This window comes from Streptomyces nodosus (assembly GCF_008704995.1).
GTDB lineage: Bacteria > Actinomycetota > Actinomycetes > Streptomycetales > Streptomycetaceae > Streptomyces > Streptomyces nodosus.
Window position 1 is genome coordinate 7,125,771 of sequence record NZ_CP023747.1, and the last position, 22,905, is coordinate 7,148,675.

20 protein-coding genes and 1 riboswitch are annotated in these 22,905 nt (G+C 72.1%); of the genes, 8 read left to right on the plus strand and 12 right to left on the minus strand.

All coding sequences use genetic code 11. The features are described from left to right. Nucleotide 1 precedes the first annotated feature (1 nt). The 5 genes from CP978_RS31725 (at nucleotide 2) to CP978_RS31745 (ending at nucleotide 4,475) form a co-directional block, all read left to right on the plus strand. Nucleotides 2–1,150, plus strand: a complete 1,149-nt coding sequence (locus CP978_RS31725; protein WP_043446671.1) for an acyl-CoA dehydrogenase family protein — start codon at nucleotides 2–4, stop codon at nucleotides 1,148–1,150. Further along, complete coding sequence (locus tag CP978_RS31730; protein WP_043446673.1) at nucleotides 1,147–2,223, plus strand: enoyl-CoA hydratase/isomerase family protein; 1,077 nt, start codon at nucleotides 1,147–1,149, stop codon at nucleotides 2,221–2,223. Before CP978_RS31725 ends, CP978_RS31730 begins: the two co-directional genes overlap by 4 nt. After that, nucleotides 2,220–3,119, plus strand: a complete 900-nt coding sequence (mmsB, locus tag CP978_RS31735) for a 3-hydroxyisobutyrate dehydrogenase (RefSeq protein ID WP_043446675.1) — start codon at nucleotides 2,220–2,222, stop codon at nucleotides 3,117–3,119. The genes CP978_RS31730 and mmsB overlap by 4 nt, the downstream gene beginning before the upstream one ends. After that, entirely contained in the window at nucleotides 3,116–3,907 is a 792-nt protein-coding gene (locus CP978_RS31740; protein WP_043446677.1) for an enoyl-CoA hydratase, read from the plus strand. Before mmsB ends, CP978_RS31740 begins: the two co-directional genes overlap by 4 nt. Nucleotides 3,908–4,127: 220 nt before the next feature. After that, nucleotides 4,128–4,475, plus strand: coding sequence for a hypothetical protein (locus CP978_RS31745; protein ID WP_043446679.1), 348 nt, complete (start codon nucleotides 4,128–4,130; stop codon nucleotides 4,473–4,475). 92 nt (nucleotides 4,476–4,567) lie between these two features. Here the strand turns inward: CP978_RS31745 and thiI are convergent, their stop codons facing one another. The 3 genes from thiI to aceA all read right to left on the minus strand — a co-directional run bounded on the left by thiI (nucleotide 4,568) and on the right by aceA (nucleotide 9,445). Then, nucleotides 4,568–5,842, minus strand: coding sequence for a tRNA uracil 4-sulfurtransferase ThiI (gene thiI / locus CP978_RS31750; protein ID WP_052454414.1), 1,275 nt, complete (start codon nucleotides 5,840–5,842; stop codon nucleotides 4,568–4,570). Between the two features lie 324 nt (nucleotides 5,843–6,166). Then, nucleotides 6,167–6,389: riboswitch (cobalamin riboswitch) on the minus strand. Between the two features lie 133 nt (nucleotides 6,390–6,522). Then, nucleotides 6,523–8,115: a malate synthase A gene (gene aceB / locus CP978_RS31755; RefSeq protein WP_043446681.1), complete on the minus strand. Its 1,593-nt coding sequence runs from the start codon at nucleotides 8,113–8,115 to the stop codon at nucleotides 6,523–6,525. 46 nt (nucleotides 8,116–8,161) lie between these two features. Next, entirely contained in the window at nucleotides 8,162–9,445 is a 1,284-nt protein-coding gene (gene aceA, locus CP978_RS31760) for an isocitrate lyase (protein ID WP_043450020.1), read from the minus strand. A gap of 379 nt (nucleotides 9,446–9,824) precedes the next feature. Here aceA and CP978_RS31765 point away from each other — a divergent pair, with 379 nt between their 5' ends. Then, nucleotides 9,825–11,231: a short-chain fatty acyl-CoA regulator family protein gene (locus tag CP978_RS31765; RefSeq protein ID WP_043446684.1), complete on the plus strand. Its 1,407-nt coding sequence runs from the start codon at nucleotides 9,825–9,827 to the stop codon at nucleotides 11,229–11,231. Nucleotides 11,232–11,313: 82 nt separating this feature from the next. Here CP978_RS31765 and CP978_RS31770 read toward each other — a convergent pair whose 3' ends face one another. From CP978_RS31770 to CP978_RS31785, 4 genes are all read right to left on the minus strand, one after another. After that, on the minus strand, nucleotides 11,314–12,060 hold the full coding sequence (locus CP978_RS31770) for a GntR family transcriptional regulator (protein WP_052454415.1): 747 nt from the start codon (nucleotides 12,058–12,060) through the stop codon (nucleotides 11,314–11,316). Between the two features lie 78 nt (nucleotides 12,061–12,138). Beyond that, nucleotides 12,139–13,290 carry an amidohydrolase family protein gene (locus tag CP978_RS31775; RefSeq protein ID WP_043446686.1) on the minus strand — a complete coding sequence of 384 codons (1,152 nt, stop codon included), beginning with the start codon at nucleotides 13,288–13,290 and terminating at the stop codon, nucleotides 12,139–12,141. Next, nucleotides 13,280–14,572 carry a type I glutamate--ammonia ligase gene (locus tag CP978_RS31780; protein WP_043450025.1) on the minus strand — a complete coding sequence of 431 codons (1,293 nt, stop codon included), beginning with the start codon at nucleotides 14,570–14,572 and terminating at the stop codon, nucleotides 13,280–13,282. The genes CP978_RS31775 and CP978_RS31780 overlap by 11 nt, the downstream gene beginning before the upstream one ends. Before the next feature lie 234 nt (nucleotides 14,573–14,806). Further along, entirely contained in the window at nucleotides 14,807–15,571 is a 765-nt protein-coding gene (locus CP978_RS31785) for a DUF4142 domain-containing protein (protein ID WP_174498701.1), read from the minus strand. Between the two features lie 270 nt (nucleotides 15,572–15,841). Between CP978_RS31785 and CP978_RS31790 the strand changes: the two genes are divergently transcribed. Next, complete coding sequence (locus CP978_RS31790; RefSeq protein WP_043446689.1) at nucleotides 15,842–16,756, plus strand: universal stress protein; 915 nt, start codon at nucleotides 15,842–15,844, stop codon at nucleotides 16,754–16,756. A 13-nt stretch (nucleotides 16,757–16,769) separates the two neighbouring features. Here CP978_RS31790 and CP978_RS31795 read toward each other — a convergent pair whose 3' ends face one another. Beyond that, complete coding sequence (locus CP978_RS31795; protein ID WP_052454416.1) at nucleotides 16,770–17,279, minus strand: pyridoxamine 5'-phosphate oxidase family protein; 510 nt, start codon at nucleotides 17,277–17,279, stop codon at nucleotides 16,770–16,772. A gap of 189 nt (nucleotides 17,280–17,468) precedes the next feature. Then, a complete protein-coding gene (locus CP978_RS31800) occupies nucleotides 17,469–18,194 on the minus strand; it encodes a CBS domain-containing protein (RefSeq protein ID WP_043446691.1) in 726 nt (241 codons plus the stop codon). A gap of 317 nt (nucleotides 18,195–18,511) precedes the next feature. Between CP978_RS31800 and CP978_RS31805 the strand changes: the two genes are divergently transcribed. After that, nucleotides 18,512–20,236 (plus strand): GAF domain-containing sensor histidine kinase, encoded by a 1,725-nt coding sequence (locus CP978_RS31805; RefSeq protein WP_043446694.1) that lies wholly within the window; start codon nucleotides 18,512–18,514, stop codon nucleotides 20,234–20,236. Nucleotides 20,237–20,314: 78 nt separating this feature from the next. On the opposite strand, the gene CP978_RS31810 is transcribed toward CP978_RS31805, so the two are convergent. The 3 genes from CP978_RS31810 to ku all read right to left on the minus strand — a co-directional run bounded on the left by CP978_RS31810 (nucleotide 20,315) and on the right by ku (nucleotide 22,699). Then, nucleotides 20,315–20,953, minus strand: a complete 639-nt coding sequence (locus CP978_RS31810) for a vitamin K epoxide reductase family protein (RefSeq protein WP_227745557.1) — start codon at nucleotides 20,951–20,953, stop codon at nucleotides 20,315–20,317. Nucleotides 20,954–21,279: 326 nt separating this feature from the next. After that, complete coding sequence (locus CP978_RS31815) at nucleotides 21,280–21,711, minus strand: ANTAR domain-containing protein (RefSeq protein ID WP_311775057.1); 432 nt, start codon at nucleotides 21,709–21,711, stop codon at nucleotides 21,280–21,282. A 19-nt stretch (nucleotides 21,712–21,730) separates the two neighbouring features. Continuing rightward, the gene (gene ku, locus CP978_RS31820; RefSeq protein WP_043446696.1) at nucleotides 21,731–22,699 is read right to left on the minus strand and encodes a non-homologous end joining protein Ku; all 969 of its coding nucleotides are present in this window, start codon (nucleotides 22,697–22,699) and stop codon (nucleotides 21,731–21,733) included. Nucleotides 22,700–22,905: the final 206 nt, after the last annotated feature.

Here is a 22,905-nt window from a genome sequence, read left to right on the forward strand (position 1 = left end):
CATGACCAGCACCCTGCTCACCGAGGACCAGCAGGCCCTCGTCGAGGCCACCCTCGACTTCACCCAGGACCATGTGGCCCCGCACGCCCTGGACTGGGACCGCGACAAGCACTTCCCCGTCGATGTGCTCCGCAAGGCCGCCGGGCTCGGCCTCGGCGGGATCTACGTCCGCGAGGAGCACGGCGGCTCCGGACTCAGCCGCACCGACGGCGTCCTCATCTTCGAGACCCTCGCCTCCGGCTGCCCCGCCATCGCGGCCTATCTCTCCATCCACAACATGGTCGGCTGGATGATCGACCGCTACGGTGACGACACCCAACGCGAACGATGGCTGCCGAGGCTGTGCGCGACGGACGACCTCGCCAGCTACTGCCTGACCGAACCGGGCGCCGGCTCGGACGCGGCGGCCCTCAGCACCCGGGCCGTGCGCGACGGCGACCACTGGGTGCTCACCGGGGTGAAGCAGTTCATCTCCGGGGCGGGCGCCTCCCAGGTCTATGTGGTCATGGCCCGCACCGGCGGCGCCGGCGCGAGCGGGGTCTCCGCGTTCCTGGTCGACAAGGACGACCCGGGCATCACCTTCGGCCCCAACGAACGCAAGATGGGCTGGAACGCCCAGCCCACCCGCCAGGTCGTCCTGGACGGCGTACGCCTGCCCGCCGACCGGCTCCTGGGCCGTGAGGGGGAGGGCTTCCGGATCGCGATGAACGGCCTGAACGGCGGCCGCCTCGGCATCGCCGCCTGCTCCCTGGGCGGCGCCCGCAGCGCCCTCGACCGGAGCCTCGCCCACCTCGCCGACCGGGAGGCCTTCGGCCGGCGCCTGCTCGACTCCCAGGCGCTGCGCTTCCGCCTCGCCGACATGGCGACCGAACTGACCGCCGCCCGCGCCCTGGTGCGGCAGGCCGCCCAGGCACTCGACGCGGGCGACCCCCAGGCGCCGTATCTGTGCGCCATGGCGAAGAGGTTCGCCACCGACACCGGGTACACCGTGGCCGACCGCGCACTCCAACTCCACGGCGGCTACGGCTACCTCAGCGAGTACGGCATCGAGAAGATCGTCCGTGACCTGCGAGTGCACCAGATCCTGGAAGGAACCAACGAGATCATGCGCGTCATCGTGGCCCGTGGACTGACGGAGGCGTTCGGATGACCGCCACCGAGGAACCCGTCCTGCTGCACACCGCAGGACGGGCCGCCCGCATCACCCTCAACCGGCCGAGGGCCCTCAACTCCCTGAACCTCGCCATGGTGCGCCGCATCGACGAGGCGCTGACCGCATGGGAACACGACCCGGCCGTGGGGACCGTGGTGATCGACGGCGCCGGGGAGCGCGGACTGTGCGCGGGCGGCGACATCCGCGCCGTCCATGACGACGCCCGCGACGGCGACGGCGCCGCCGCGGCCACGTTCTGGCGCGAGGAGTATCACCTCAACGCCCGTATCGCCCGCTACCCCAAGCCGTATGTCGCCCTCATGGACGGCATCGTCATGGGCGGCGGCGTCGGCGTCTCCGCGCACGGCGACGTCCGGATCGTCACCGAACGGTCGCGGATCGCCATGCCCGAGACCGGCATCGGCTTCGTCCCCGATGTCGGCGGCACCCATCTGCTCGCCCGCGCCCCGGGCGAGCTGGGCACCCATCTGGCGCTGACGGGCGCGCAGATCGGCGCGGCCGACGCACTGCTGTGCGGACTGGCCGACCATCACGTCCCGTCCGCCGCGCTCCCGGAACTGCTCGCCGACCTCGCCGAGCTGCCCGTCCAGGAGGCGCTCACCCGCCATGTGCAGCCGCCGCCCCCGGGGGAGACGGCCGGGCAGCGGCAGTGGATCGACGCGTGCTACGGCGCCGACACGGTCGAGGGGATCGTGGAGCGGCTGTTCGCCCACGGCGACCCGGACGCCAAGGAGGCCGCCGGGACCCTGCTCACCAAGTCGCCCACCTCGCTCAAGGTCACCCTGGCCGCCCTGCGCCGCGCCCGTGACCTGGGCACCCTGGAGCGGGTCCTCGACCAGGAGTACCGAGTCTCCTGCGCGACCCTGACCTCCCCCGACCTGGTGGAGGGCATCCGCGCCCAGATCATCGACAAGGACCGCAACCCGCGCTGGTCCCCGGCGACCCTCGCCGAGGTCACCGACGCCGACGTGGAACGTTTCTTCGCCCCCCTCGGCGACCGTGAACTGGGGCTCGCCGGACCCGACACCACCTCGGAGGCACCTCGATGAGCCCCACCCTCGCCTTCATCGGGCTCGGGCACATGGGCGCCCCCATGGCCGCCAACCTGGTCAAGGCCGGCCACCGGGTGCGCGGCCACGACCTGGTGCCCGCCGCCCTCGACGACGCCGCCCAGGCGGGTGTCGAACCGGCCGCCTCCGCCGCCGACGCCGTGGCGGACGCCGAGGTGGTGATCACCATGCTGCCCGCGGGCCGCCATGTCCTCGAGCTGTACGACACCGTGCTGCCCGCGGCCCGGCCCGGCACCCTCTTCGTCGACTGCTCCACCATCGACGTCGCAGACGCCCGCACCGCCCATGAACGCGCCGTCGCCGCCGGAATGCGGTCCCTGGACGCCCCCGTCTCCGGCGGAGTGGTGGGCGCGGAGGCCGCCACGCTCACCTTCATGGCCGGGGGAGGGGAACCGGAGTTCACCGAGGCGCGGCCCCTGCTGGAGGCCATGGGCAGCAGGGTCGTCCACTGCGGCGGCGAGGGCGCCGGCCAGGCGGCCAAGATCTGCAACAACATGATCCTCGGCATCTCCATGATCGCCGTGAGCGAGGCGTTCGTGCTCGGCGAGAGCCTCGGCCTGTCCGCCCAGGCGCTGTACGACGTGGCCTCCACCGCGTCCGGGCAGTGCTGGGCGCTCAGCGTCAACTGCCCCGTCCCCGGCCCGGTGCCCACCAGCCCCGCCAACCGGGACTACCGTCCGGGCTTCGCCGCCTCCCTGATGGCCAAGGACCTCGGGCTCGCCGCCGACGCGGCCCGCGCCGGCGGGGTGCACACCGAACTCGGACTCCGCGCGGCCGAGTTGTACGCCGACTACGCCGAACGGGTCGGCGCCACGGAGGACTTCTCCGGCATCGTACGCACCATCAGAGAGCAGAGCGGAGAACAGCCGTCATGACCACAGAACCCGCCGACGGGTACGAGACGATCCTCGTCGAACGCAAGGGCCGCACCGCCCTGCTCACCCTCAACCGCCCGGGGGCCCTCAACGCACTCGACCTCCAAGTCATGAACGAGGTGGTGGCCGCGACCGAGGCCCTGGACCGGGACCCGGACTGCGGCTGCATCGTGATCACCGGCTCGGCCAAGGCGTTCGCGGCCGGCGCCGACATCAAGGAGATGCGTCCGCAGGGCTATATGGACATGTATCTGGCCGACTGGTTCGCCGCCTGGGACAGGCTCGGACAACTGCGCACCCCGACCGTCGCCGCCGTCGCCGGATACGCCCTCGGCGGCGGCTGCGAACTCGCCATGCTCTGCGACATCCTGCTCGCCGCCGACACCGCCGTCTTCGGTCAGCCCGAGATCAAGCTCGGTGTGATCCCGGGCATCGGCGGCTCCCAGCGGCTGACCCGGGCGGTCGGCAAGGCCAAGGCCATGGAGCTGTGCCTGACCGGGCGCACCATGGACGCGGCGGAGGCCGAGCGTTCCGGGCTGGTCTCGCGGGTGGTGCCCGCCGACGAGCTGATCGGCGAGGCCCTGGCCGTCGCCGACACCGTCGCGGGCATGTCGCTGCCGGTGGCGATGATGGCCAAGGAAGCCGTCGGGAGGGCCTTCGAGACCACCCTCGCCGAAGGGGTCCGCTTCGAACGGCGCCTGTTCCACGCGGTGTTCGCGACCGAGGACCAGAAGGAGGGCATGGGCGCCTTCGCGGACAAGCGACCGCCGGAGTTCCGCCACCGCTGAGCCCCGGTGCGGCGCCCGTCCGAGCCGACGTCCGCGACCGCCTCGACCAGGCGGGCCTTTTCGGCCGCGCACCGGCTTCTTCCCGACGTCAGAGGGCCCTTCGGAACCATCCGGGGGCCCTCTGACGTTCTCCGGCACCGACATGTGCCGGAGAACGGGCAGGACACAGCGGACCGGCCGAGCCGCCCCGGACCGTCCGGGCGAGCAGTGGAGGAAGACAGTGACCAGACATGTCCAGGCGCACCGCATCACCCTCGACGGCCGTGAGGCGGTCGTCCTCACCCCGGAGACGTACGACCAACTGGTCGCCAGCCGACGGCAGATCGGCGGGCAGAGCGCCCGAGTGAGGGTGCTCACCCAGCAGGTGAGGCGGACCGAACAGTTCTTGACGGAGCTGGAACGGCTGGTCGGGGATCCGGTGCGGTGCCGGGAGCAGGACGGCACGGTGCCGACCGCCTGCCCGGAACACTCTCCCCCGGGCGAGGCGGCGCACCGCGACGAGGGAGGCGACTGTCTGCGCTGCGCGATAGCGACCCTGCTGCGCCGGCACCGGGACGCCGCCCGGTGAGGAGAACCGGTCGCGCCCCTGACGCGCCGGTCCGCCCGGCGCCTGGTGGGCGGGCCGGACCGGCGGGCGGTGCCGGCCGGAGCCGAGGAGGGTTACGCGGGCGTCGGCGCGGGGCAGCCGGGGGAGACCTCGGGGGCGGCGTCGGCGTCCTCGCCGGGCAGCATCACCTGGACGTTGTCCAGCAGGGCCGCCGTCACCTCGTCGAGGTCCAGCCGCTTCTCCACCGCGCGCAGCTGGGGCAGCCCGGCCCGGGTGCTGGCGCGGGGCGGGGCGAGGAGCCGGCAGCAGTCCTCGTCGGGCAGGGTCGAGATCTCGGCCGTGCCGATGGACCGTGCCTCGTCGATGATCTCCTGTTTCTCCCAGCCGATCAGCGGACGCAGGATCGGCAGGGCGGACGCCTCGTCCACCGCCACCAGATTGGCCAGCGTCTGGCTCGCCACCTGCCCCAGGCTGTCGCCGGTGACCAGGGCCTGCGCCCCCGTCCGGGCGGCCAGCGCCGAGGCGGTGCGCACCATCAGCCGCCGCTGGGCGACGACCTGGAGGCGTCCCGCACCGGCCACCGCCAGCTGCTTCTGGGCCTTGCCGAGGGCGATGACATGCAGCCGGCCGGGCGGCTGGCTGCGGTTCAGCTCCCGGGCGAGGGCATACGCCTTGTAGACCGACGCCGGGTTGGTGTAAGGAGCCCCGCTGAAGTGCACGAACTCGCAGGACAGACCGCGCCGCATGGCACGGTGGGCGGCCACCGGGGAGTCATAGCCGCCGGACAGCAGCACCAGGGCACGCCCGCTGGACCCGACGGGCAGGCCCGTCAGACCGGGGTATCGGGTCCAGGAGAGATAGGTCTCCTTGCGGTCGATCTCGACGGCCAGCGTGATGTCCGGCCGGGTGAGGTCGACATGCAGGCCCGGAAGTTCCTCCAGGACACGGGCCCCCAGATGCGCCGCCATCCGGGAGGAGGTCAGCGGGAACTGCTTGTCCCGCCGCTTCACCCGGACCGCGAAACCGCGCCCCGGCCGCTCGGCGCTCAGCGTGCGCAGCGCCTCGACGGCCGCCCGGGTGATCTCCTCCAGGGTGCTGGGCACCCGCTGGGCCGGCTCCACGGAGTTGAAGCCGATCACCCTGCGCGCCCGTTCCACCAGCGCCTCCTGGGGGACCTGTCCGCCCAGCACGGTGACGTTCTGGGCGGTCTTGATCCAGGTGGAGCCGCCGATCCCGCGCAGCGCGACCCGCAGATTGTCGTGCAGCCGCTCGGTGAAGCAGTGACGGTTGTGGCCCTTGAGGAAGATCTCGCCGTGCTTGAGCAGCACACAGGGGCCGTAGGAGGGGGAGGTGGCCCGGGGCGCGGGCACACCGGCATTGCCGGACATGAGAGCCTCTCAGAAGTTCCAGTCGTCGTCGGCGGTGTCCTCCGCCGTGCCCATCACATAGGACGAGCCGGAGCCGGAGAAGAAGTCGTGGTTCTCGTCCGCGGTTCGTGTTCTCCGAGACACTGGAGAAATACACGAGGCCGCTCAACGGTCGCCGCCTCCTCTCGCTCGTTCCCGTGTCGGTTCCGAGGACCGGGAGGGGAGGAGCGTCGCGGCGGGCACGGCGGGGCGCCGGGGCAGTGGCGGGAAACGGTCACGCCCGACCCGGGGCCTGCGTCTGCCACGCGGCCCTCCCTCGGAGCCTCGGAGCGCGTGCACCGCTTCTCGGTGTACGCGCCGGTGGCAGGTCTTCGGACTCGCGGGCCCGTCTCGTGTCGTACGAGACTCCTACTGACCGTCGCTTCCCAGGCCCTTCTCAGGGGGCCCAGTGCGTATGACGGCGGTCGTTCCCGCTCACCGCTGCGGGGCAGTCCCGGATTCCCACCGGGTTCCCTCTTGCCTCGCCGGACACCTGAGTGCCCGGCGAACCACCAGCAGGAGCAACACTACATCTAGATGAGGTTGGGTGACATCACCCCAGATGTTGTGTCGACCCGTGAAATGCGGCAGCAGAAGGGCGTTGACCGCGAAGCCGGACCGGTCCTGGCTGCGGATCATACCGACCCGCCGGATCCGCCCGCTCATGACGCGAGCTCCGCGCGCCGCACGAGGTGACGGGAGTAGGCCTCCGGGGTGAAGAACGGGGGCAGCTCGCCGCGGAGCGCGGTGCGTTCGAACAGCGACCGCACTTCCTCCACCGGCGCCCAGGGGTCCTCGGCGCCCAGGGCCGCGGTCTCCTCGTCGAGCAGCCGCAGGACCGTCTCCCGGTCGATCACCCGGTGCCGCAGCCACTGCCAGATCTGCACCCGGGCGATCTCGGCGGTGGCCGCGTCCTCCATGAGGCCGTGGAGGGCGACGGCGCCCTGCCCGCGCAGCCAGGCGGCGAAGTAGCGCAGTGCGACCGCGATGTTCAGGCGCACACCCTCCGCCGTGGGCGGTCCGGCGATCCGGCGGACCGACAGCAGCTCCGCCGGTGTCACCTCGACGTCGTCCCGCGTCCGGTCGATCTGGTGCGGCCGGTCGCCGAGGACACCGTCGAACACCTCACGGCACACGGGCACCAGTGCCGGATGGGCGACCCAGGATCCGTCGAAGCCGTCCTCGGCCTCCCGCTCCTTGTCCAGCCGTACCTTGGCGAGCGCCGCCTCGTCGGCCCTCCGATCCCTGCTGGGCACCTGGGCGGCCATGCCCCCGATGGCGTGGGCGCCGCGCCGGTGGCAGGTGCGCACCAGGAGCTCGGTGTACGCCCGCATGAAGGGCGCGGTCATGGTGACCTTGGCACGGTCCGGCAGCAGGAAGTCGGTGCGGTGCCCGAACGTCTTGATCACGCTGAACAGGTAGTCCCAGCGGCCCGCGTTGAGCCCGGCGCTGTGCTCCCGCAGCTCGTAGAGGATCTCCTCCATCTCGAACGCGGCGGTGATCGTCTCGATGAGGACGGTGGCGCGGACGGTGCCCCGGGGGATGCCGAGCAGTTCCTGGGCGAGCACGAAGACGTCGTTCCACAGCCGGGCCTCGTAGCGGTTCTCCAGCTTCGGCAGATAGAAGTACGGGCCGTACCCGGCGTCGATCTGCCGCTGGGCGCAGTGGAAGAAGTACAGGCCGAAGTCCACCAGGGCGGCGGGCAGGGGCCGGCCCTCGTGCTCCAGGTGTTCCTCCTCGAGGTGCCAGCCGCGCGGCCGGACCATGAGGGTGACGGGCCGGTCGCCGAGCCGGTACTCCTTGCCCTCCTCGGAGGTGAAGTCGATCCGCCGCTCGACGGCGGCCAGCAGGTTCAGCTGGCCGTCGATGACGTTTTCCCAGGTGGGAGCGGTTGCGTCCTCGAAGTCGGCCATCCACACCCGGGCCCCGGAATTGAGGGCGTTGACCGTCATACGGCGCTCCGGAGGCCCGGTGATCTCCACGCGTCGGTCGAGCAGGCCGGGAGCGGGCGGGGCGACGCGCCAGGAGTCGTCGGCGCGGACGGCGGAGGTGACCATCGGGAAGTCGAGCGGGGTGCCACTGGTCAGGCGCATCACCTGGCGGAGGCGTTCCTTCAGCAGGTCCCGGCGGCGCGGGCCGAAGGCCGCGACCAGCTGACCGAGGAAGTCCAGGGCGGCGGGCGTGAGGATCTCCCCATGACGGTCGCCCAGCGGCGCGAGAACGCGGACGGGGCGGGGCAGAGCAGTGGTGGTCATCGCTTCTCCTGAGGGAAGGAGGGAGGGGGAGCGGGGGCGCCGTGGCCTAGTGGAACTGGGCCTCCTCCGTGGAACCGGTCAGGGCGGTGGTGGAGGACGCGGGGTTGACGGCGGTGGAGACCAGGTCGAAGTAGCCGGTGCCGACCTCGCGCTGGTGCCGCACGGCGGTGAAGCCGTGCGCCTGGGCGGCGAACTCCTTCTCCTGGAGGTCGACATAGGCGGTCATGCCGTGCTCGGCGTAGCCGCGGGCGAGGTCGAACATGCCGTGGTTGAGGGAGTGGAAGCCGGCCAGCGTGATGAACTGGAACGTGTAGCCCATCGCACCCAGCTCGCGCTGGAACTTGGCGATCCGGTCGTCGTCCAGGGTGGCCTTCCAGTTGAAGGACGGGGAGCAGTTGTACGCCAGCATCCGGTCCGGGTACCGCGCGTGGACGGCCTCGGCGAACTCGCGGGCCTGCGCCAGGTCGGGCGTGCCCGTCTCGACCCACAGCAGGTCGGCGTACGGGGCGTAGGCGAGCCCGCGGGCGATCGCCGGAGCCATGCCGCCCCGCACCCGGTGGAACCCCTCGGCCGTGCGCTCGCCGGTGACGAACTCGGCGTCCCGCTCGTCGACGTCGCTCGTCAGCAGGGTGGCTGCGAGAGCGTCGGTGCGGGCGACGACGACCGTGGGGACGTCGGCGATGTCCGCCGCCAGCCGGGCCGCGTTCAGGGTGCGGATGTGCTGGGAGGTCGGCACCAGCACCTTGCCGCCCAGGTGGCCGCACTTCTTCTCCGAGGCGAGCTGGTCCTCGAAGTGGATCCCGGCCGCGCCCGCCGCGATCATCGCCTTGGTCAGCTCGAAGGCGTTCAGAGGGCCGCCGAAGCCGGCCTCCGCGTCGGCGACGATCGGCACCAGCCAGTCCGTGGTGTCGCCGGCGTCCTCGGCGGTGGCGATCTGGTCGGCGCGCAGCAGCGCGTTGTTGATCCGACGGACCACCTGCGGAACGGAGTTGGCCGGGTACAGGCTCTGGTCGGGGTAGGTGTGGCCGGCCTGGTTGGCGTCGGCGGCGACCTGCCAGCCGGACAGATAGACGGCCTGCAGACCGGCCTTGACCTGCTGGACCGCCTGGCCGCCGGTGAGGGCCCCGAGCGCGTGGACGTAGTCGAGTTCATGCAGCTGCCGCCACAGTCGCTCGGCGCCGCGCCGGGCCAGGGTGTGCTCCTCGCGGACGCTGCCGGAGAGCCGGATCACGTCCTCGGCGCCATAGGTCCGTTCGATGCCCTGCCAGCGCGGGTCGGTGGCCCAGCGCCGTGCGAGTTCCTCGGCCGCCTGTGTCCTCGCCTCTGCCATGACGGTCACCCTCTCCTCGGTCTGCCAACGGCTGCCAACGCCCACAGAGGGACGCATCGAGATGGCACTCTGTGCCGCCAATCTTGGGGTGCGGCCTCGTCGGCACGCGGCGACGCGAAGGTGGGCAACCCCTTCGGGTGTGCCTCGCAATCGCTGGTATCCCCTGATGCAAGGGCATATGTCGCGCTTCGGTTCCGGTCGGTGGTCGTCGGTGTCCGGCGGCCGCACTTAAACTTTCGCACTGGCACTCAGTGCCAGCAACCGTGGAAGCATGCCAACTTTTGCGAATCTTCCGTCCGTCATTTGCCAAGTTTGCGAAGGATCGAGGAAGGGCCCGATCGCATACGCTGACGGGGAGCCGGAGACGGAGGTCGATCGGGTGAGCAAGACCTATGCGGGGGTGCGGCTGCGACGCCTGCGCGAGGAACGCCGGATGAGCCAGGCGGAACTGGCCCGCGTCCTCGGTATCTCGCCCAGCTATCTCAACCAGATGGAGCACGACTCCCGTCCCCTCACCGTGCCCGTCCTGCTGCGACTGACCGAGACCTTCGGGGTCGACCCGGGCTTCTTCTCCGAACGCGACACCTCGCGCCTGGTGGCCGACCTCCGCGAGGCGCTCGCCGGTGAACTCGCCGAGTCCCGGATCTCCGCAGCCGACCTGACCGAACTCGCCTCGCGCCTGCCCGGGGTCGCCCGCACCCTGCTCGACCTCGGCCGCCGCAACCAGCTGCTCGGGGAGCGTCTCGCCGGGGCCACGGACGGGCGCGGGACCGGCCCCGAACAGCCCCGCTCACCCCATGAGGAGATCAGGGACTTCTTCTACCGCCGCCAGAACTACCTCCATGACACCGACCTCGCGGCGGAGGAACTCGCCCATGAGATCGGCATCCGCCCGGGCGAGGTCGTACGGGCCCTGGCCGCCCGCCTGGCCGGCCGCCATGACGTCCGGCTGGACGGCGAGAGCGGCGACCATCTGCACCACTACGACCAACCGACCCGGACCCTGCACCTCTCCACCCGTCTGCGCCCCGGTCAGCGCGCCTTCCGGATGGCCACCCAGCTCGCCCTGCTCGAGTACGGCGACGGACTCGACCGCCAGGCCGCCGAGGACTTCCCGCCCGGCTCACCGGCCCACGCCCTGGCGCGCATCGGCATCGCCCACTACTTCGCCGCGGCCCTGATCCTGCCCTACAGTGCCTTCCACGCGGCCGCCGAAGAGGTGCGCTACGACATCGAACGCCTCACCGACCGCTTCGGCCTCGGCTATGAGACCGTCTGTCATCGTCTGAGCACCCTTCAGCGCCCCCGCCTGCGCGGTGTGCCCTTCTCCTTCGTCCGGGTGGACCGGGCCGGCAACCTCTCCAAGCGGCAGTCGGCGACCGGTTTCCACTTCTCCCGGGCCGGCGGCACCTGTCCGCTCTGGAACGTCTACGAGGCGTTCGCCGCGCCCGGGCGTATCCATGTCCAGATCGCCGAAATGCCGGACGGTCAGCGCTATCTATGGACCGCACGGGCCGTCACCCGACACCGCGGCGGATGGGGCGAACCCGGCAAGACCTATGCCATCGGCCTCGGCTGCGAGATCCGCCACGCCCACCGGCTCGTCTACTCCGACGGCCTCGACCTCACCAACGCCTCCGCCGCCACCCCCATCGGCATGGGCTGCCGCGTCTGCGAACGCCTGGACTGCCCCCAGCGCGCCGCACCGCCCCTCGGCCACCCGCTGCGCATCGACCAGCACACCAGCACCTTTGTGCCGTACCCCGTGGCCGGTCCGGAGACCTGACGCCCGGTACGGAGCCCGGTCGGTGGTGAGCGGCGAGGCCGGCGTGCGACGCCGCGGCGGTCTCCGCCCGCAGCCCTCCGGCTCAGTCGGTGAAGTAGCCCGGATACTCGGCGCGCAGTGCCGGGCCGCAGGCGAGGGCGCGTCCGGCGTGCCGGGCGATCAGGGCGCGACCGGCCGCCGGATCGGAGTTCTCCAACGCGTCCACGATCAGCCGGTGTTCGTCGATGAGTTCGCCCATCACGGCGGAGTCGGGCAGCGAGAGCCGGCGCAGCCGGTCGAGCTGGAGCTTCGTCCGCAGCACCACCTGCCACGCCCCCGGATGGCCGCTGATCGCGAAGATCTCGCCGTGGAACGCCTCGTCCGCGGCGAAGAACGCGTCATGGTTCTCGGTGCGGCGGCTGTGTTCCTGACGTTCGAGGAGTTCGCGCAGCACCGTGACGTCCGGCGCCGGCCGGGAGCAGGCCGCCTCGAAGGCCGCGACCTCCAGGCTCTCGCGGACGAAGCGTGCCTCCTCCACGTCGTGCAGGCGGATCCGTCCCACCCGTGTGCCGACCTGGGGCACGACATGCACCAGTCCCGCGTCGACGAGCCGCGTCAGGGCCTCGCGCACCGGGGTGCGACTGACGTGCAGCCGGCCGGCGAGGTCCGTCTCGGACAGGGCGGCCCCGGGGGCGAGCCGCAGTTCACGGATCGCGGAGACCAGCTCGTCGTGGACGAGGTCCGACGTCCGGGTGCGCGCACGGTCCCGGGCGACGGGTGACAGCCGCGGACCGCCCCGTACCGGTGATCGTTCGGGGGTGCGGGTGGGTGCTTGGTGAGGGGGGTTCATCGAGTGATCGTTACATGCCAAAATTTGGTATGCAAGTATCCCTCGCGCGCGGACGCCGGGGCTTCCTACCGGGCCGGGTCAGTCAGAGGAGTCATGGGGCAATCCATAGAGACGCTGTGCGTTGGTGCGCCCGATCAGGGTGGCCACCCGGAGCGCGTCGGCCTCGGTCCACTCGCCCTCCTCGACCCAGCCGCGCAGAGCCCGGGTCGTGCCGCGGCGCCACAGCACGGCGCCCAGATGGTGGAGTTCCGGCGGCCCCCAGGCGTCGGAGGAGTACAGCACCTTGGTGAAGGGCGCCAGCTCCAGGCTCTCCGCGACCACCGCGGTGGACGCGGCGCCGGTGTGGTTCACCGCGAGACCGACGTCGAAGTGGACATGGGGGAACACCTGGGCGAGGAACCCCGCGTTGCGGTGGAAGGGATAACAGTGCAGCAGGACGACATCGGTCCCGGTGCCCTCGATCTCCTTGAGCCAGGGCACCAGCAGCAGCGGGTCACAGCGGCGCAGGTCGAGGTCGGGGTCGCCGTAGCCGGTATGCAACTGCACGGGCAGACCGGTGTCCACGCCCGCCCACAGCGCCATCCGCAGCAGCACCGGATCGCTCACCCGGGCCGGAGCGCCCCTCTCCAGCTCGCGCAGCCAGGCACCGGCGGCGCGTTCGACCTCGGCGGAGGAAGGACGGCCGGGGGCGAAGTCGAGGCCGTGCCGGTACGCGATCACGGACTTCACCCCGACGGCCGATGCCGTGGCCCGGGCGAGTGCCGTCCGGAAGCCCTCGGCGAGCCCGGCGGCGCCGCTCGCCTGTGCGACCTCCTCCAGGACGGTCTCCAGCCGCACGATCTCGGAGGCCCGTGCGGGCCGTAGCCGGTCGGCGAGCGTGCCGAGCGGTATGAGCTCGTCCCCCTTGAAGCCGGTGTCGACCAGCCAGTCGGAGACCCCCGCGGCGCCGAGGAAGAGGTCCGACAGCTGCTCGGCCGTGTGCCCGGCCCGTGCCGCCCAGTAGGCGTCGGCCGGAGCACGGGCGGGAAGACCGAGGAGCGGCGCGCAGTGGCGCCGTATCGCGAACCCGGTCTGGGAGTCGAACGAGGTGACCCCGGCCGGAAGGGGACGGTCGGACTCGGTGATCAGCCTCTCGAACTGCTCGCGGGTCACGGCCGAGGCCAGCGCGGAGTGGACATGGTGATCCACCAGCGGCAGCGCGGCGATGCCCTCGGAGAGCTCAGTAGACATCGGCGACCCGCCCGCACACGTCCCGCTCGTCCAGACCGGAGACCACCGCGAGCTCGGACCGTTTCACCGAGCGATGGGTCTCCAGCAGCTCCTCGGGGAACCAGCCGGACACCACGGCGTCCTTGTCCAGCTCGAGCAGGGCCTCCTCCATGCTCCGCGGCAGGGCGGGAACACCGACGAGGTCCGGCCCGGCGCCCTCGGGCCACACCTGCGGCTGGGCGTAGTCCTCCTTCACCCCCTGGAGCCCGGCTCGTACCAGCACTCCGAGGACCAGCCAGGGGTTGGCGGTCGCGTCCGCGGCACGGAACTCCAGGTTGTACTGGTCGGCCTCGACGCCGCCGCCGAGGCCGCTCGTCGGGCAGATGCGGAGCAGCGCCTCACGATGACGCTCGGCCAGGAAGACACCGGCGGAGCTCCAGCGGTGGGGAGCCAGTCGCAGATACGAACTGGGGCTGCCCGCGGTGAAGGAGAGCAGCGCGCGGGCGTGCCGGAGGATGCCCGCGCAGAAGCGGCCGCCGAGCGTGGAGAGCCCGGCGGGGCGGGCGGGGTCGTACAGAACCGGACGCCCGGTCCCGGCGTCGCGCAGGGAGAGATGGACATGCACGCCGTTGCCGGTGCCGTCCGGGTCGAGCAGAGGGGCGAACGTGGCGCGGTGTCCGTGCCGGGACGCCAGGTCCCGGACCACTTCCCGCAGCACGATCGCACGGTCCGCGGCCGTCATGCCGTCCGCCGGGCGCAGAGTGATCTCGAACTGGTCGGTTCCGAACTCGGGCAGCCAGGTCTCCGGCTCCAGGCCCGTCCGGTCCAGCAGTGCCACCAGTTCGCTGCCGAACGGCTCCGCGGACCGGAACCGTGCGAACGAGAGCGGGGCGCCGCCGTCGAGTCCGGGGAGCATGAACTCGTGCTCGAAGGCGGCCGTCACCTCCAGCCCGGTGGCCCGGCGGAGGTCCTCGAGCGCCCGCCGGGCGAAGGCCCGCGGGCAGTTCTGCCACGGGGTGCCGTCCGGCAGCGTCTGGTCGGCGAGATACAGGCGTACCCCCGGCACATCGCCGCGGGCGGGGAGGTCGACACCGCTGGAACCGTCGGGCACCAGCCTCAGATCGCCGGTGGAGCCGAACGGGTTGGGAGCGATCTGGCCGAAGGCCGTCAATGCCAGATCGGCCGGGACCCACCCCACACCGCGCCGCAGCACACCCTCCTCGGCATGGCCCGGCGCGGCACGCCCGCGGGTGATTCCGGACAGGTCACTGGTCGCCACGAACACCGTGGATGAAGAACCCATGTCCACCTTTTTCGCTTCCGCGACGTGGCGCCCCGGGATGTCCCATTCGATGCTGCCTCATATGAGGCAGGGCGCCAACAGGGACAGACGACTGCGACATCGAGGCCTAGGCCCGCACCCTGCGCCGAAGACGGAGCGCACGGCACGGGGCCGCACCACGGTCACTCGGCTCATGGGAACAGATTTTTCCTGTCCGGAGGCCGGCCTTCGGGCGCGGGTTCCCCGGGGCCGGGATCAACCGATCTCCGGACTCGGGCTGGGCGCGGGGGACTCGGGGGACGTGGGGGCCGCGGTGTTCACGTTCAGGTCGGGGCGAGGAGTGAGCACCACCATGGGGGAGCCCGGCTGGGGCGGGGGCGGGGTGACCTGGTCCGCGGGGAGCTTGGGCGGCATGGTCTGCTGCAGGTTGACCTGCTCGAAGTTGATCGTGCCGGTCTTCTCCAGCACGGTGATGTGGTCCAGGACGGTGTCGTTGGCCAGGTCGGCGAGCTGACGCACCAGGGTGTTCCGGGTGGTGGCGCGGATCTTGGCGATGACCGAGAAGATCTGACCGTGGGTGACCCGCATGATGTTGGCGGCGGTGGAGTCGAACTCCTTGCCGGACTCGGCCGCCGAGGTCGCCACGAACTGCTGCTGCTGCGGGGTCGCCTGGTTGGGCAGGGTGATGCCGAGCTCCGGGGCGATCTTGCGGCACATCGCGTCCAGTCCGGCATGGCCGACGATCAGATGCTTGCCGGCCTCTCTCATCTCGGGCGTGGAGCCCTTCTTCAGCGCCAGTTCGCCGAGGGGGTACTCCCACAGCCCGGCGGAGCGGACCTTGACGACGAAGTCGCGGTCGGCCTCGGTGAGCGGGCCGTAGCGGGTGTTGGCGATGATCCGGTCCGTGGAACTGGACGTGGTCTCGACGCCGATCATGGCGGGGTAGGCGAGGGCGGTCAGGGTCAGGCCCAGCGCGCCGACCAGGACGACGGTCCCTGCCAGGTTGCGCGAGATACGCATAGTGCCTCCAGACGCGAAAACGTGTACTCAAGGGGGTACGGACGGGCCGCGCCGATCCGTCAGCGCTCCGGGAACAACTTCCGCGCGACTCTGTGGCATGTGTCACATCGGCGGTCTGAGGGGGGCAACGGCAAGAACAGGGGCCGGTTGCTTGCGGGGAGGGGCCCCTCGACCCTGTCGCTCCGGAGCCGCGGGGGACGAGGGTGGATTCACGGCCCTTGGTCACGGCCTTTGGTCACACTCATTGGTCCCTCCCCGGGAGGCCCGCTCGTGTCCCGTACCGTCACCGCCGGCCTGGACGGCTCGCGCGAAAGCCTGGCCGCGGCCGACTGGGCCGCCCGAGAGGCCCTGCTGCGCGGGGCCACGCTACGGCTCGTGCACGCCTGGGGGCAGCCGCCCCGGGTGTCCGCCGCGACGCTCGCCGGGGCCACCGTGCCGCTGCCGGACCGGCGGTGGTCCGTACGCCTTCTGGCCAAGGCCGAGGTGATCCTGAAGCGCCGTCACCCGGGCCTGCGGATCGTCACCGAGCCCCTCGCCGGGGAGCCGGTGGCCGCTCTGGTGACGGCCGCACAGGACACCGAGCTGCTGGTCCTCGGGTCGCGGGGCCTGGGCAGAGCCGCCGGGATCCTGCTCGGCTCCGTGGGACAGGGGGTCGTGGCCAGGGTCGGGCGACCGGTCGTCCTGGTGCGCGACGGCGCGCCGGGCATCTCCCCGTTCGCCGGCTCCGAGGCACCCTCCGAGGCGGCCGCCCGGCACGACGTGGTGCTCGGCCTGGATCTGGAACGACCCCATGAGGCCGTACTGGAGTTCGCCTTCGACGCCGCGTCCCGGCGCGCCGCCGCTCTTCGGGTCGTCCACGGAGGAAGCCCGTCGGGGCATCCGGCCCCGGACACCGCTGCCGGAACCCGGGACGGGGGAGAGGCCGAGGAGGCCGCCGACCGCGTTCAGCGGCGGTCCATGGACCTGCTGCGGCCCTGGCGGGAGAAGTACCCCGGTGTCGAGGTCACCGAGCAGACGGTCATCGGACACCCCGGCGCACATCTGGCCGATGTCTCCCGGGACGCCGCGCTGCTGGTCGTCGGCCGTGCCGGACGCCCGCTCCCGGTCGGCACCCACATCGGGCCGGTGACCCAGGCGGTGCTCCGGCATGCGGCCGTGCCGGTCGCGGTGGTTCCGCACGACTGAGGCGACCCCCGGGTCAGGTGCGAGGCCCTGCCTGCCCGGACGGATCCGCCGGGCTCGTGCCGCGCTCCTCGGTGCCGTCGATCGCCGTGAGCAGGACTCCGGTGACCAGATCGGGCCGGATGCGCACCGTGTGGTCCATGGTCCGGTCCACCCAGGGACGCAGCATCGAGCGATAGCGCTCCAGCTCGCCCGGATCGGTCACGAGTTCGGCGTACCCGGTGACCACCACGCTCCAGCCCAGATGCGTCTCGGGATCGATCGCGTCGGCCTCGTACGCCACGACGACCCCGGGACCGCCGTTGTGCCGGGTGTAGGAGGTCAGGGCCGCGCCCTCATGGGTGCGGATGACGATATGACCCTCGTCCAGCACATGATTGACCGGACGGACGGTCGGCAGCGCACGGTGGGTGAAGACGATCCTCCCCAGGGAGACGCTGCCCAGCAGCCGCAGCGCCTCGGCGCTGCCGAGCTCTGTGCTCCGGCGCGGTGCCACGGGGGCCGGTTCGGTGTTGTCGAGGGGCATGGCGGACGTCCGTAGAAGTCGTCACCTACCGCCGGGAGCGGTGGTGGGATGGCATCGGACCAGTGAAACGGCCGGACGCCGGTTGCACCAGGGCCGAACGGCCCTGGCACGACCGCCGTCCGGCCCTGTCCGCACGGCTGCCTCGCCCGCCGGCCCGGTCCCGGCGCCTTCCGGCCGGGGAGGGCACGGTCAGCGTTCCGGCAGCCGGTTCGAGGAGACCCCCCGCGAGGGGAGCCTCGCGGGGGGTGGGCCGTCGTCGACCCGGAAGGCCAGGCTGTTGACGACACCGATGACCCCGTCCACCCGCCAGGCCGACCGGACCACCAGCGGGATCTCGCTGCGCCGCTCCAGAAGCCCCTCCAGCGTGACCATCCCGTCGCGGACCGAGACGGCCACGGCGTCCGGGGACAGGCCGAGCGAGGCCACCAGAACGTCGTCGACCACCTGACCGCGGATCTCCTCGTCCGTACGGAGGAAGACCCGCAGCAGGTCACGGCGGGTGACGATGCCGATGAGACGGTCCTCCTCGTCGACCACGGGGAGCCGCTCCACCCGATGGCGCTCCATCAGCCGTGCCGCGTCCTGGACGCGTTGCTCCGGATGCACCGTGAGGGCGGGCGTCGTCATCAACCCCTCCGCCGTCGTGCCCCGGGCCTCCTCCGCCGGGGCCCCGGCGGCGCGTCGCAGGGCCGGAAGGCGGAACCGGTGGCCCCGGCCCTGCTCGCCCCGGGCCATCTGCCCGCGCACCAGATCCGCCCCGGAGATCACCCCGAGCACCTTGTCGTCGCGGTCCACGACCGGCAGCCCGCTGATCCGGTGGCGGTCGAGCAACCGCACGATCTCCTTGAACGCCGTGTCCCGGTGTGCCCGGACGACCTCACTGGTCATCACCTCGCCGATGCTCTGGGTCTTCACGGGGGCCTCTCCTCCTTCGTCGCACCGGGCTCACGGGCCACGGCGGCACCTGCACGGACCGGCTCGCCTCCTCCCGTCGTCCCAGCTTCCCGGCACGGCCGCGCGCGGTGCAGGGACCGACCCGGCCCCGGAACGGGGCCGTTCCGCCCCGCTCCGATGGGCCACCAGGGGCCGGGCCCCGTCCGCCGGGCCGGCTTCTCTCCCCCCGGGCGGTGAATCCGGTCCTCCGTGTCGGTGCGCGGACCGGGCCGGATACCGTGGCCCCTGGCCTGGACGGCCGCTTTCGAGATGTCGGACAGGGACGGGAAGGACCACCGGTGGAGAGCTCCGAGGACGCTCGCGAGGCCCGCGTGCGGCTGCCGCAACTGCGGCTGGACGAGCTGCTGGAGGAGCTGCACGCCCGCCTGGACGCCGCCCGCGGCACCCGGGACCGGGTGCACAGCCTGCTGGAGGCGGTCCTCTCGGTCGGCCGGGAACTGGACCTGGAACAGGCGCTGCGCAGCATCGTGGAGGCCGCGGCGGCCTTGGTCGACGCCCGGTACGCGGCCCTCGGCGTGATCGGACCGGACGGCAGACGGCTGTCGGACTTTCTGACGGTCGGGGTGGACGAGGAGCAGATCGCCCGGATCGGCGCCTACCCGGAGGGCCACGGCATCCTGGGCGAGCTGATCCGGCACCCCGAACCACTGCGGCTGACCAAGCTCTCCGAGCACCCCGGCTCCTACGGCTTCCCGGCCCACCATCCCCCGATGAACACCTTCCTCGGTGTTCCCATCCGGGTCCGCGACCAGGTCTTCGGCAATCTGTATCTGACCGAGAAGCGGGGCGGGGCGCAGTTCGACGAGGAGGACGAGTCGGTCCTGTCGACGCTGGCGGTGGCCGCCGGTGTGGCGATCGACAACGCCCGACTGTACGAGGAGTCGAGGCTGCGCGAGCGGTGGCTGCGGGCGATCGCGGAGATCACCCGGCGTCTGATGTCCGGCAGCGAGCGGGGCGAGGTCCTCGGGCTGATCGCCGAACGGGCCCGGGAGATCACCGGGGCCGCCCTGGCCGTGGTCGCGGTGCCGATGGCGGACACCGACGCACTCACGGTCGAACTGGCGATCGGGCAGGAGGCGGAGACCCACCAGGGTCTGGTGCTGCCTGTGGACGACAGCCTGACCGGGCGGGCCTTCGCCGGCGCCGCCCCGGTCACCAGCGCGGACATCTCCAGCGACGAACGGGTCTCGTCGGGCCCCCCGAGGTTCGTCGGGCTCGGACCCGCCGTGGCCGTCCCCATCGGTACCGGAGACGGTGTGCGCGGTGTCGTGCTGCTGGTCCGCGCGACGGGCCGGCCCACGTTCTCCGAGGAGGAGACCGAGCCGTTGCAGGGCTTCGCCGCGCAGGCCGCGGTCGCCATGGAGCTGGCCGAACGACGCAAGGACGCCGAGCAGATCGCGGTGCTCGAGGACCGCGACCGTATCGCCAGGGACCTGCACGATCTGGCGATCCAGCGGCTGTTCGCGACCGGTATGACCCTGCAGAGCGCGGGGCGGTTCATCGACCACGCGGAGGCCTCGGGCCGGGTGCTGCGGGCGGTGGACGACCTGGACGAGACCATCAAGATCATCAGGTCCACCATCTTCGGGCTGCGGGCGCAGGACGGCGCGGCCGGCCCCGGACTGCGGGCGCGGGCGGTCCGCGCGGTCGGTGAGGCGGCCCCGCTGGTCGGCTTCGCGCCGAGCCTGCGCATGGAGGGACTGCTGGACACCGATGTGTCCCGGGAGACGGCCGACCAGGTGATGGCGGTGCTCTCCGAGGCGCTGACCAATGTCGCCCGGCACGCACACGCCTCCCGGGTCGATGTGGTGCTGGAGACCGACGGGACCGAGGTACGGCTGACGGTGTCCGACAACGGGGTGGGCATTCCCGCGGGGGGCCGCCGCAGCGGTCTGCGCAACATGGCGGAACGCGCCCGGCAACTGGGCGGCGACATGGAGCTGACCGGCCCGGCCGACGGGGGCACCATCCTGGCGTGGCACGCGCCCGTGGGGAAGGCCTGACGGCCCGTCACCGAGGGGGACGAACCCCACTGGGCCGGGCCGGCCGTGAAGCAGGGCCTGCCCGTCGGGTCCAGGCGTTCAGAGCAGGCCGCTCCAGTACGACCAGAACCGGGTCAGGACCAGCAGCGCGATGAGCGCGTACCAGGCGCCGAGCAGGATCCAGTGGGTGTCCAGCACGATGTCCAGGGCCCGCCGTCCGCGCGCGGGCACCGGGATCACGCCGCGTTCCAGATTGTGCAGGGTGACGTACCAGACCAGGGCGATGGTGATCACCCAGACGACCATGCAGTAGGGGCACAGCTTGTCGAGCTCGTACAGCGACTGCCAGATCAGCCAGTGGACCAGCACCGCGCCCGCCACCGCCCCTGCGTTCAGCCCGAGCCAGAGCAGCCGGTGCAGCCGGGAGCCGGCCAGCACGGCGACGCCGAGGGCGGCCACCGCGGCGAAGGCGCCGAGCCCGAGCAGCATGTTGGGAAAGCCGAACAGGCTGCCCTGCGGGCTGGACATGACGCTGCCACAGCTCACCACCGGGCTGATGTTGCAGGGCGGCTGGTAGGCCGGGTCCTTCAGGACGCGCCAGTCGTCGACGGTCAGCTGGAAGGCGGCCAGCCAGCCGATGACCCCGGTGAGCACCATCACCCAGCCGGCCCGGCGGTCCCCGCGCGTCGAAGCAGGACGCCGGACGACGCGGAGTGCGACGGAGGACCGGTCGATCATGCGGCGCACCCGGACGTGCGCGGCACCCGGAACCGACACAGGCGGGTCATGGGGCGGGGGAGCGGTCCACGGTGCGCGAGCGGCCGGCGTCCCGGGTCGTGCGGCCCGCGGGACCGCCGGCTCTTGTCGTTCTCCATGGCCGTGAACGCTAGAGGGCGCCTCTCCGCCGGAACCTGGGCCGAAGGTCCCGGACCGGGTACCGGCCGGACCCCGACACGACGGCCGGACCCCGACGCGACGGCCTGACCCCGACGCGACGGCCGCCCCGTCCCGTGGCCCCCGACCTCACGACCTGCCGCCGACGCGGATCCCGGTCGAGGTTCCCCTCAGGGCGCGCGGAGCGAGGGGTCCTTGCCCGAGCGGACCCCGAAGCGCTCGAGTTCCTGGCGGAGTTCCTCCCGTTCGGGCCCCGGCAGGGAGCCGCCCCGGGCGAACTTCAGGATGTGTTCGGCGACCACCCGCAGCTTGGTGTTGGTGTGCTGGGAGACGGCACGCAGCACCCGCCAGGCCTCCTCCGGCGCGAGCTGCCCCAGCACGACCACGGCGCCCATCGCCTGGTCGATGGTGGCATGGGAGGTCATGGCCCGGCGGAGCTGCGCGTTCTCCTCCTGAAGCCGCTCGTTCTCCCGCGCCAGCTCGGTGGCGGACAGCAGATGCGGGGAGTACCGCGTGGACAGCGGAGAGAACGCCATGGTGTGCCCCCGGATGAGCGAGTGGCCGAGCCCGAACTCCTGCTCGGGCGGGCGCCGTGGACGCATGGGACCGGCCCGGCCCCGCCTAGGCGGTACGCGGGCGGCGGGTGGTCTTCTTGGCCGTGGACCTCCTCGAGGCTTTCTTCGCGGCCTTCTTCGCCGCGGCCTTCTCGCCGGATGCGGCGGAGGTGTCCGCCGCCTTCCGTGCCGTCGTCCGGGCGGCGGCCTTCTTCCGCGGCAGTTCGTGCACCTCGGCCTCGGTGTCCTCGCCGCGCGAGGCCTTGGCCCGGGCCACCGACTCCTGGAGCGCGGCCATCAGGTCCAGCACCTTGCCCGGCCCGGCCTCCGGCTCCGGGACCTCGGGCGGTGCCTGCCCCTCCCGCTTGGCCTCGATGACCTGGGCGAGCGCCTCGGTGTAGTGATCGGCGAAGTCCGGGCCCCCGAGGTCGTCGCGGGTCATACGGTCGATCAGATGCTCGGCCTCGGTGATCTCGTCGTCGGAGAGCCGCACCTCGGGCGGAGCGAGGCCGCCCGGGTCCCGGATCTCGTCCGGCCAGCGCATCGCGTGCAGCACCAGCGCCTCCTCGCGCACCCGCAGCAGCCCGAGCCGCTCCCGGCCGTGCCAGGCGAACTTCGCCACCGCGGCCTTCGACGTCCGCTCCAGCGCCTGGCGGAGCAGGGCGTACGGCTTCGCGGCGACCGCGCCGGAGGCCTGGAGGTAGTAGCCCTCGCCGATGCGGAGGGGATCGATGGACTCGGCCGGCACGAACGCGACGATCTCGATGGTCTTCGCCGTCGGCAGCGGCAGCTCCCGCAGTTCCTCGTCGAGGACCGGGACCACCTGGTCGCGGGAGACCTCATAGCCCTTGCCGATCTCCTCGGACGGGACCTCGCGGTCCTCCTTCTCGCAGTACTTGCGGACCCGGACCCGGCCCATGTCCTCCAGGTGGTACTGGTGGAAGCGGACACTGTGGTCCTCGGTCGCGGGCACCACGGCGACCGGAATGGTGACCAGACCGAAACTGATCGCTCCCGACCAGATGCTCCGGGGCATCAGGAACCTCCATGACGTGCCCCGAGGACACCAGCCTACGAAGCGCTCGGGCACCCGGCACGGTGAGACGGCCCGAACGGACCCGATCGCGCGCGTCGCGGCCCTCGGACGGCAAGCGTCCGGTGAACCACGGGGGAATTCCCGGTGTCCGTTCCGGCGGAGCCCCGTGCGGGTCCGTCACGCCGCCTAGCATGAGACGACCCTGC

Coding starts and splice junctions, on each gene's coding strand:
- CP978_RS31785 (WP_174498701.1), bottom strand. CDS start 15,571: ATGCGTATCTCGCGCAACCTGGCAGGGACCGTCGTCCTGGTCGGCGCG.
- aceB (WP_043446681.1), bottom strand. CDS start 8,115: ATGACCACCACTGCTCTGCCCCGCCCCGTCCGCGTTCTCGCGCCGCTG.
- CP978_RS31815 (WP_311775057.1), bottom strand. CDS start 21,711: ATGCGTCCACGGCGCCCGCCCGAGCAGGAGTTCGGGCTCGGCCACTCG.
- CP978_RS31795 (WP_052454416.1), bottom strand. CDS start 17,279: ATGCCCCTCGACAACACCGAACCGGCCCCCGTGGCACCGCGCCGGAGC.
- CP978_RS31725 (WP_043446671.1), top strand. CDS start 2: ATGACCAGCACCCTGCTCACCGAGGACCAGCAGGCCCTCGTCGAGGCC.
- ku (WP_043446696.1), bottom strand. CDS start 22,699: ATGCCCCGGAGCATCTGGTCGGGAGCGATCAGTTTCGGTCTGGTCACC.
- CP978_RS31730 (WP_043446673.1), top strand. CDS start 1,147: ATGACCGCCACCGAGGAACCCGTCCTGCTGCACACCGCAGGACGGGCC.
- aceA (WP_043450020.1), bottom strand. CDS start 9,445: ATGGCAGAGGCGAGGACACAGGCGGCCGAGGAACTCGCACGGCGCTGG.
- CP978_RS31810 (WP_227745557.1), bottom strand. CDS start 20,953: ATGATCGACCGGTCCTCCGTCGCACTCCGCGTCGTCCGGCGTCCTGCT.
- CP978_RS31740 (WP_043446677.1), top strand. CDS start 3,116: ATGACCACAGAACCCGCCGACGGGTACGAGACGATCCTCGTCGAACGC.
- CP978_RS31775 (WP_043446686.1), bottom strand. CDS start 13,290: ATGTCTACTGAGCTCTCCGAGGGCATCGCCGCGCTGCCGCTGGTGGAT.
- CP978_RS31780 (WP_043450025.1), bottom strand. CDS start 14,572: ATGGGTTCTTCATCCACGGTGTTCGTGGCGACCAGTGACCTGTCCGGA.
- CP978_RS31770 (WP_052454415.1), bottom strand. CDS start 12,060: ATGAACCCCCCTCACCAAGCACCCACCCGCACCCCCGAACGATCACCG.
- mmsB (WP_043446675.1), top strand. CDS start 2,220: ATGAGCCCCACCCTCGCCTTCATCGGGCTCGGGCACATGGGCGCCCCC.
- thiI (WP_052454414.1), bottom strand. CDS start 5,842: ATGTCCGGCAATGCCGGTGTGCCCGCGCCCCGGGCCACCTCCCCCTCC.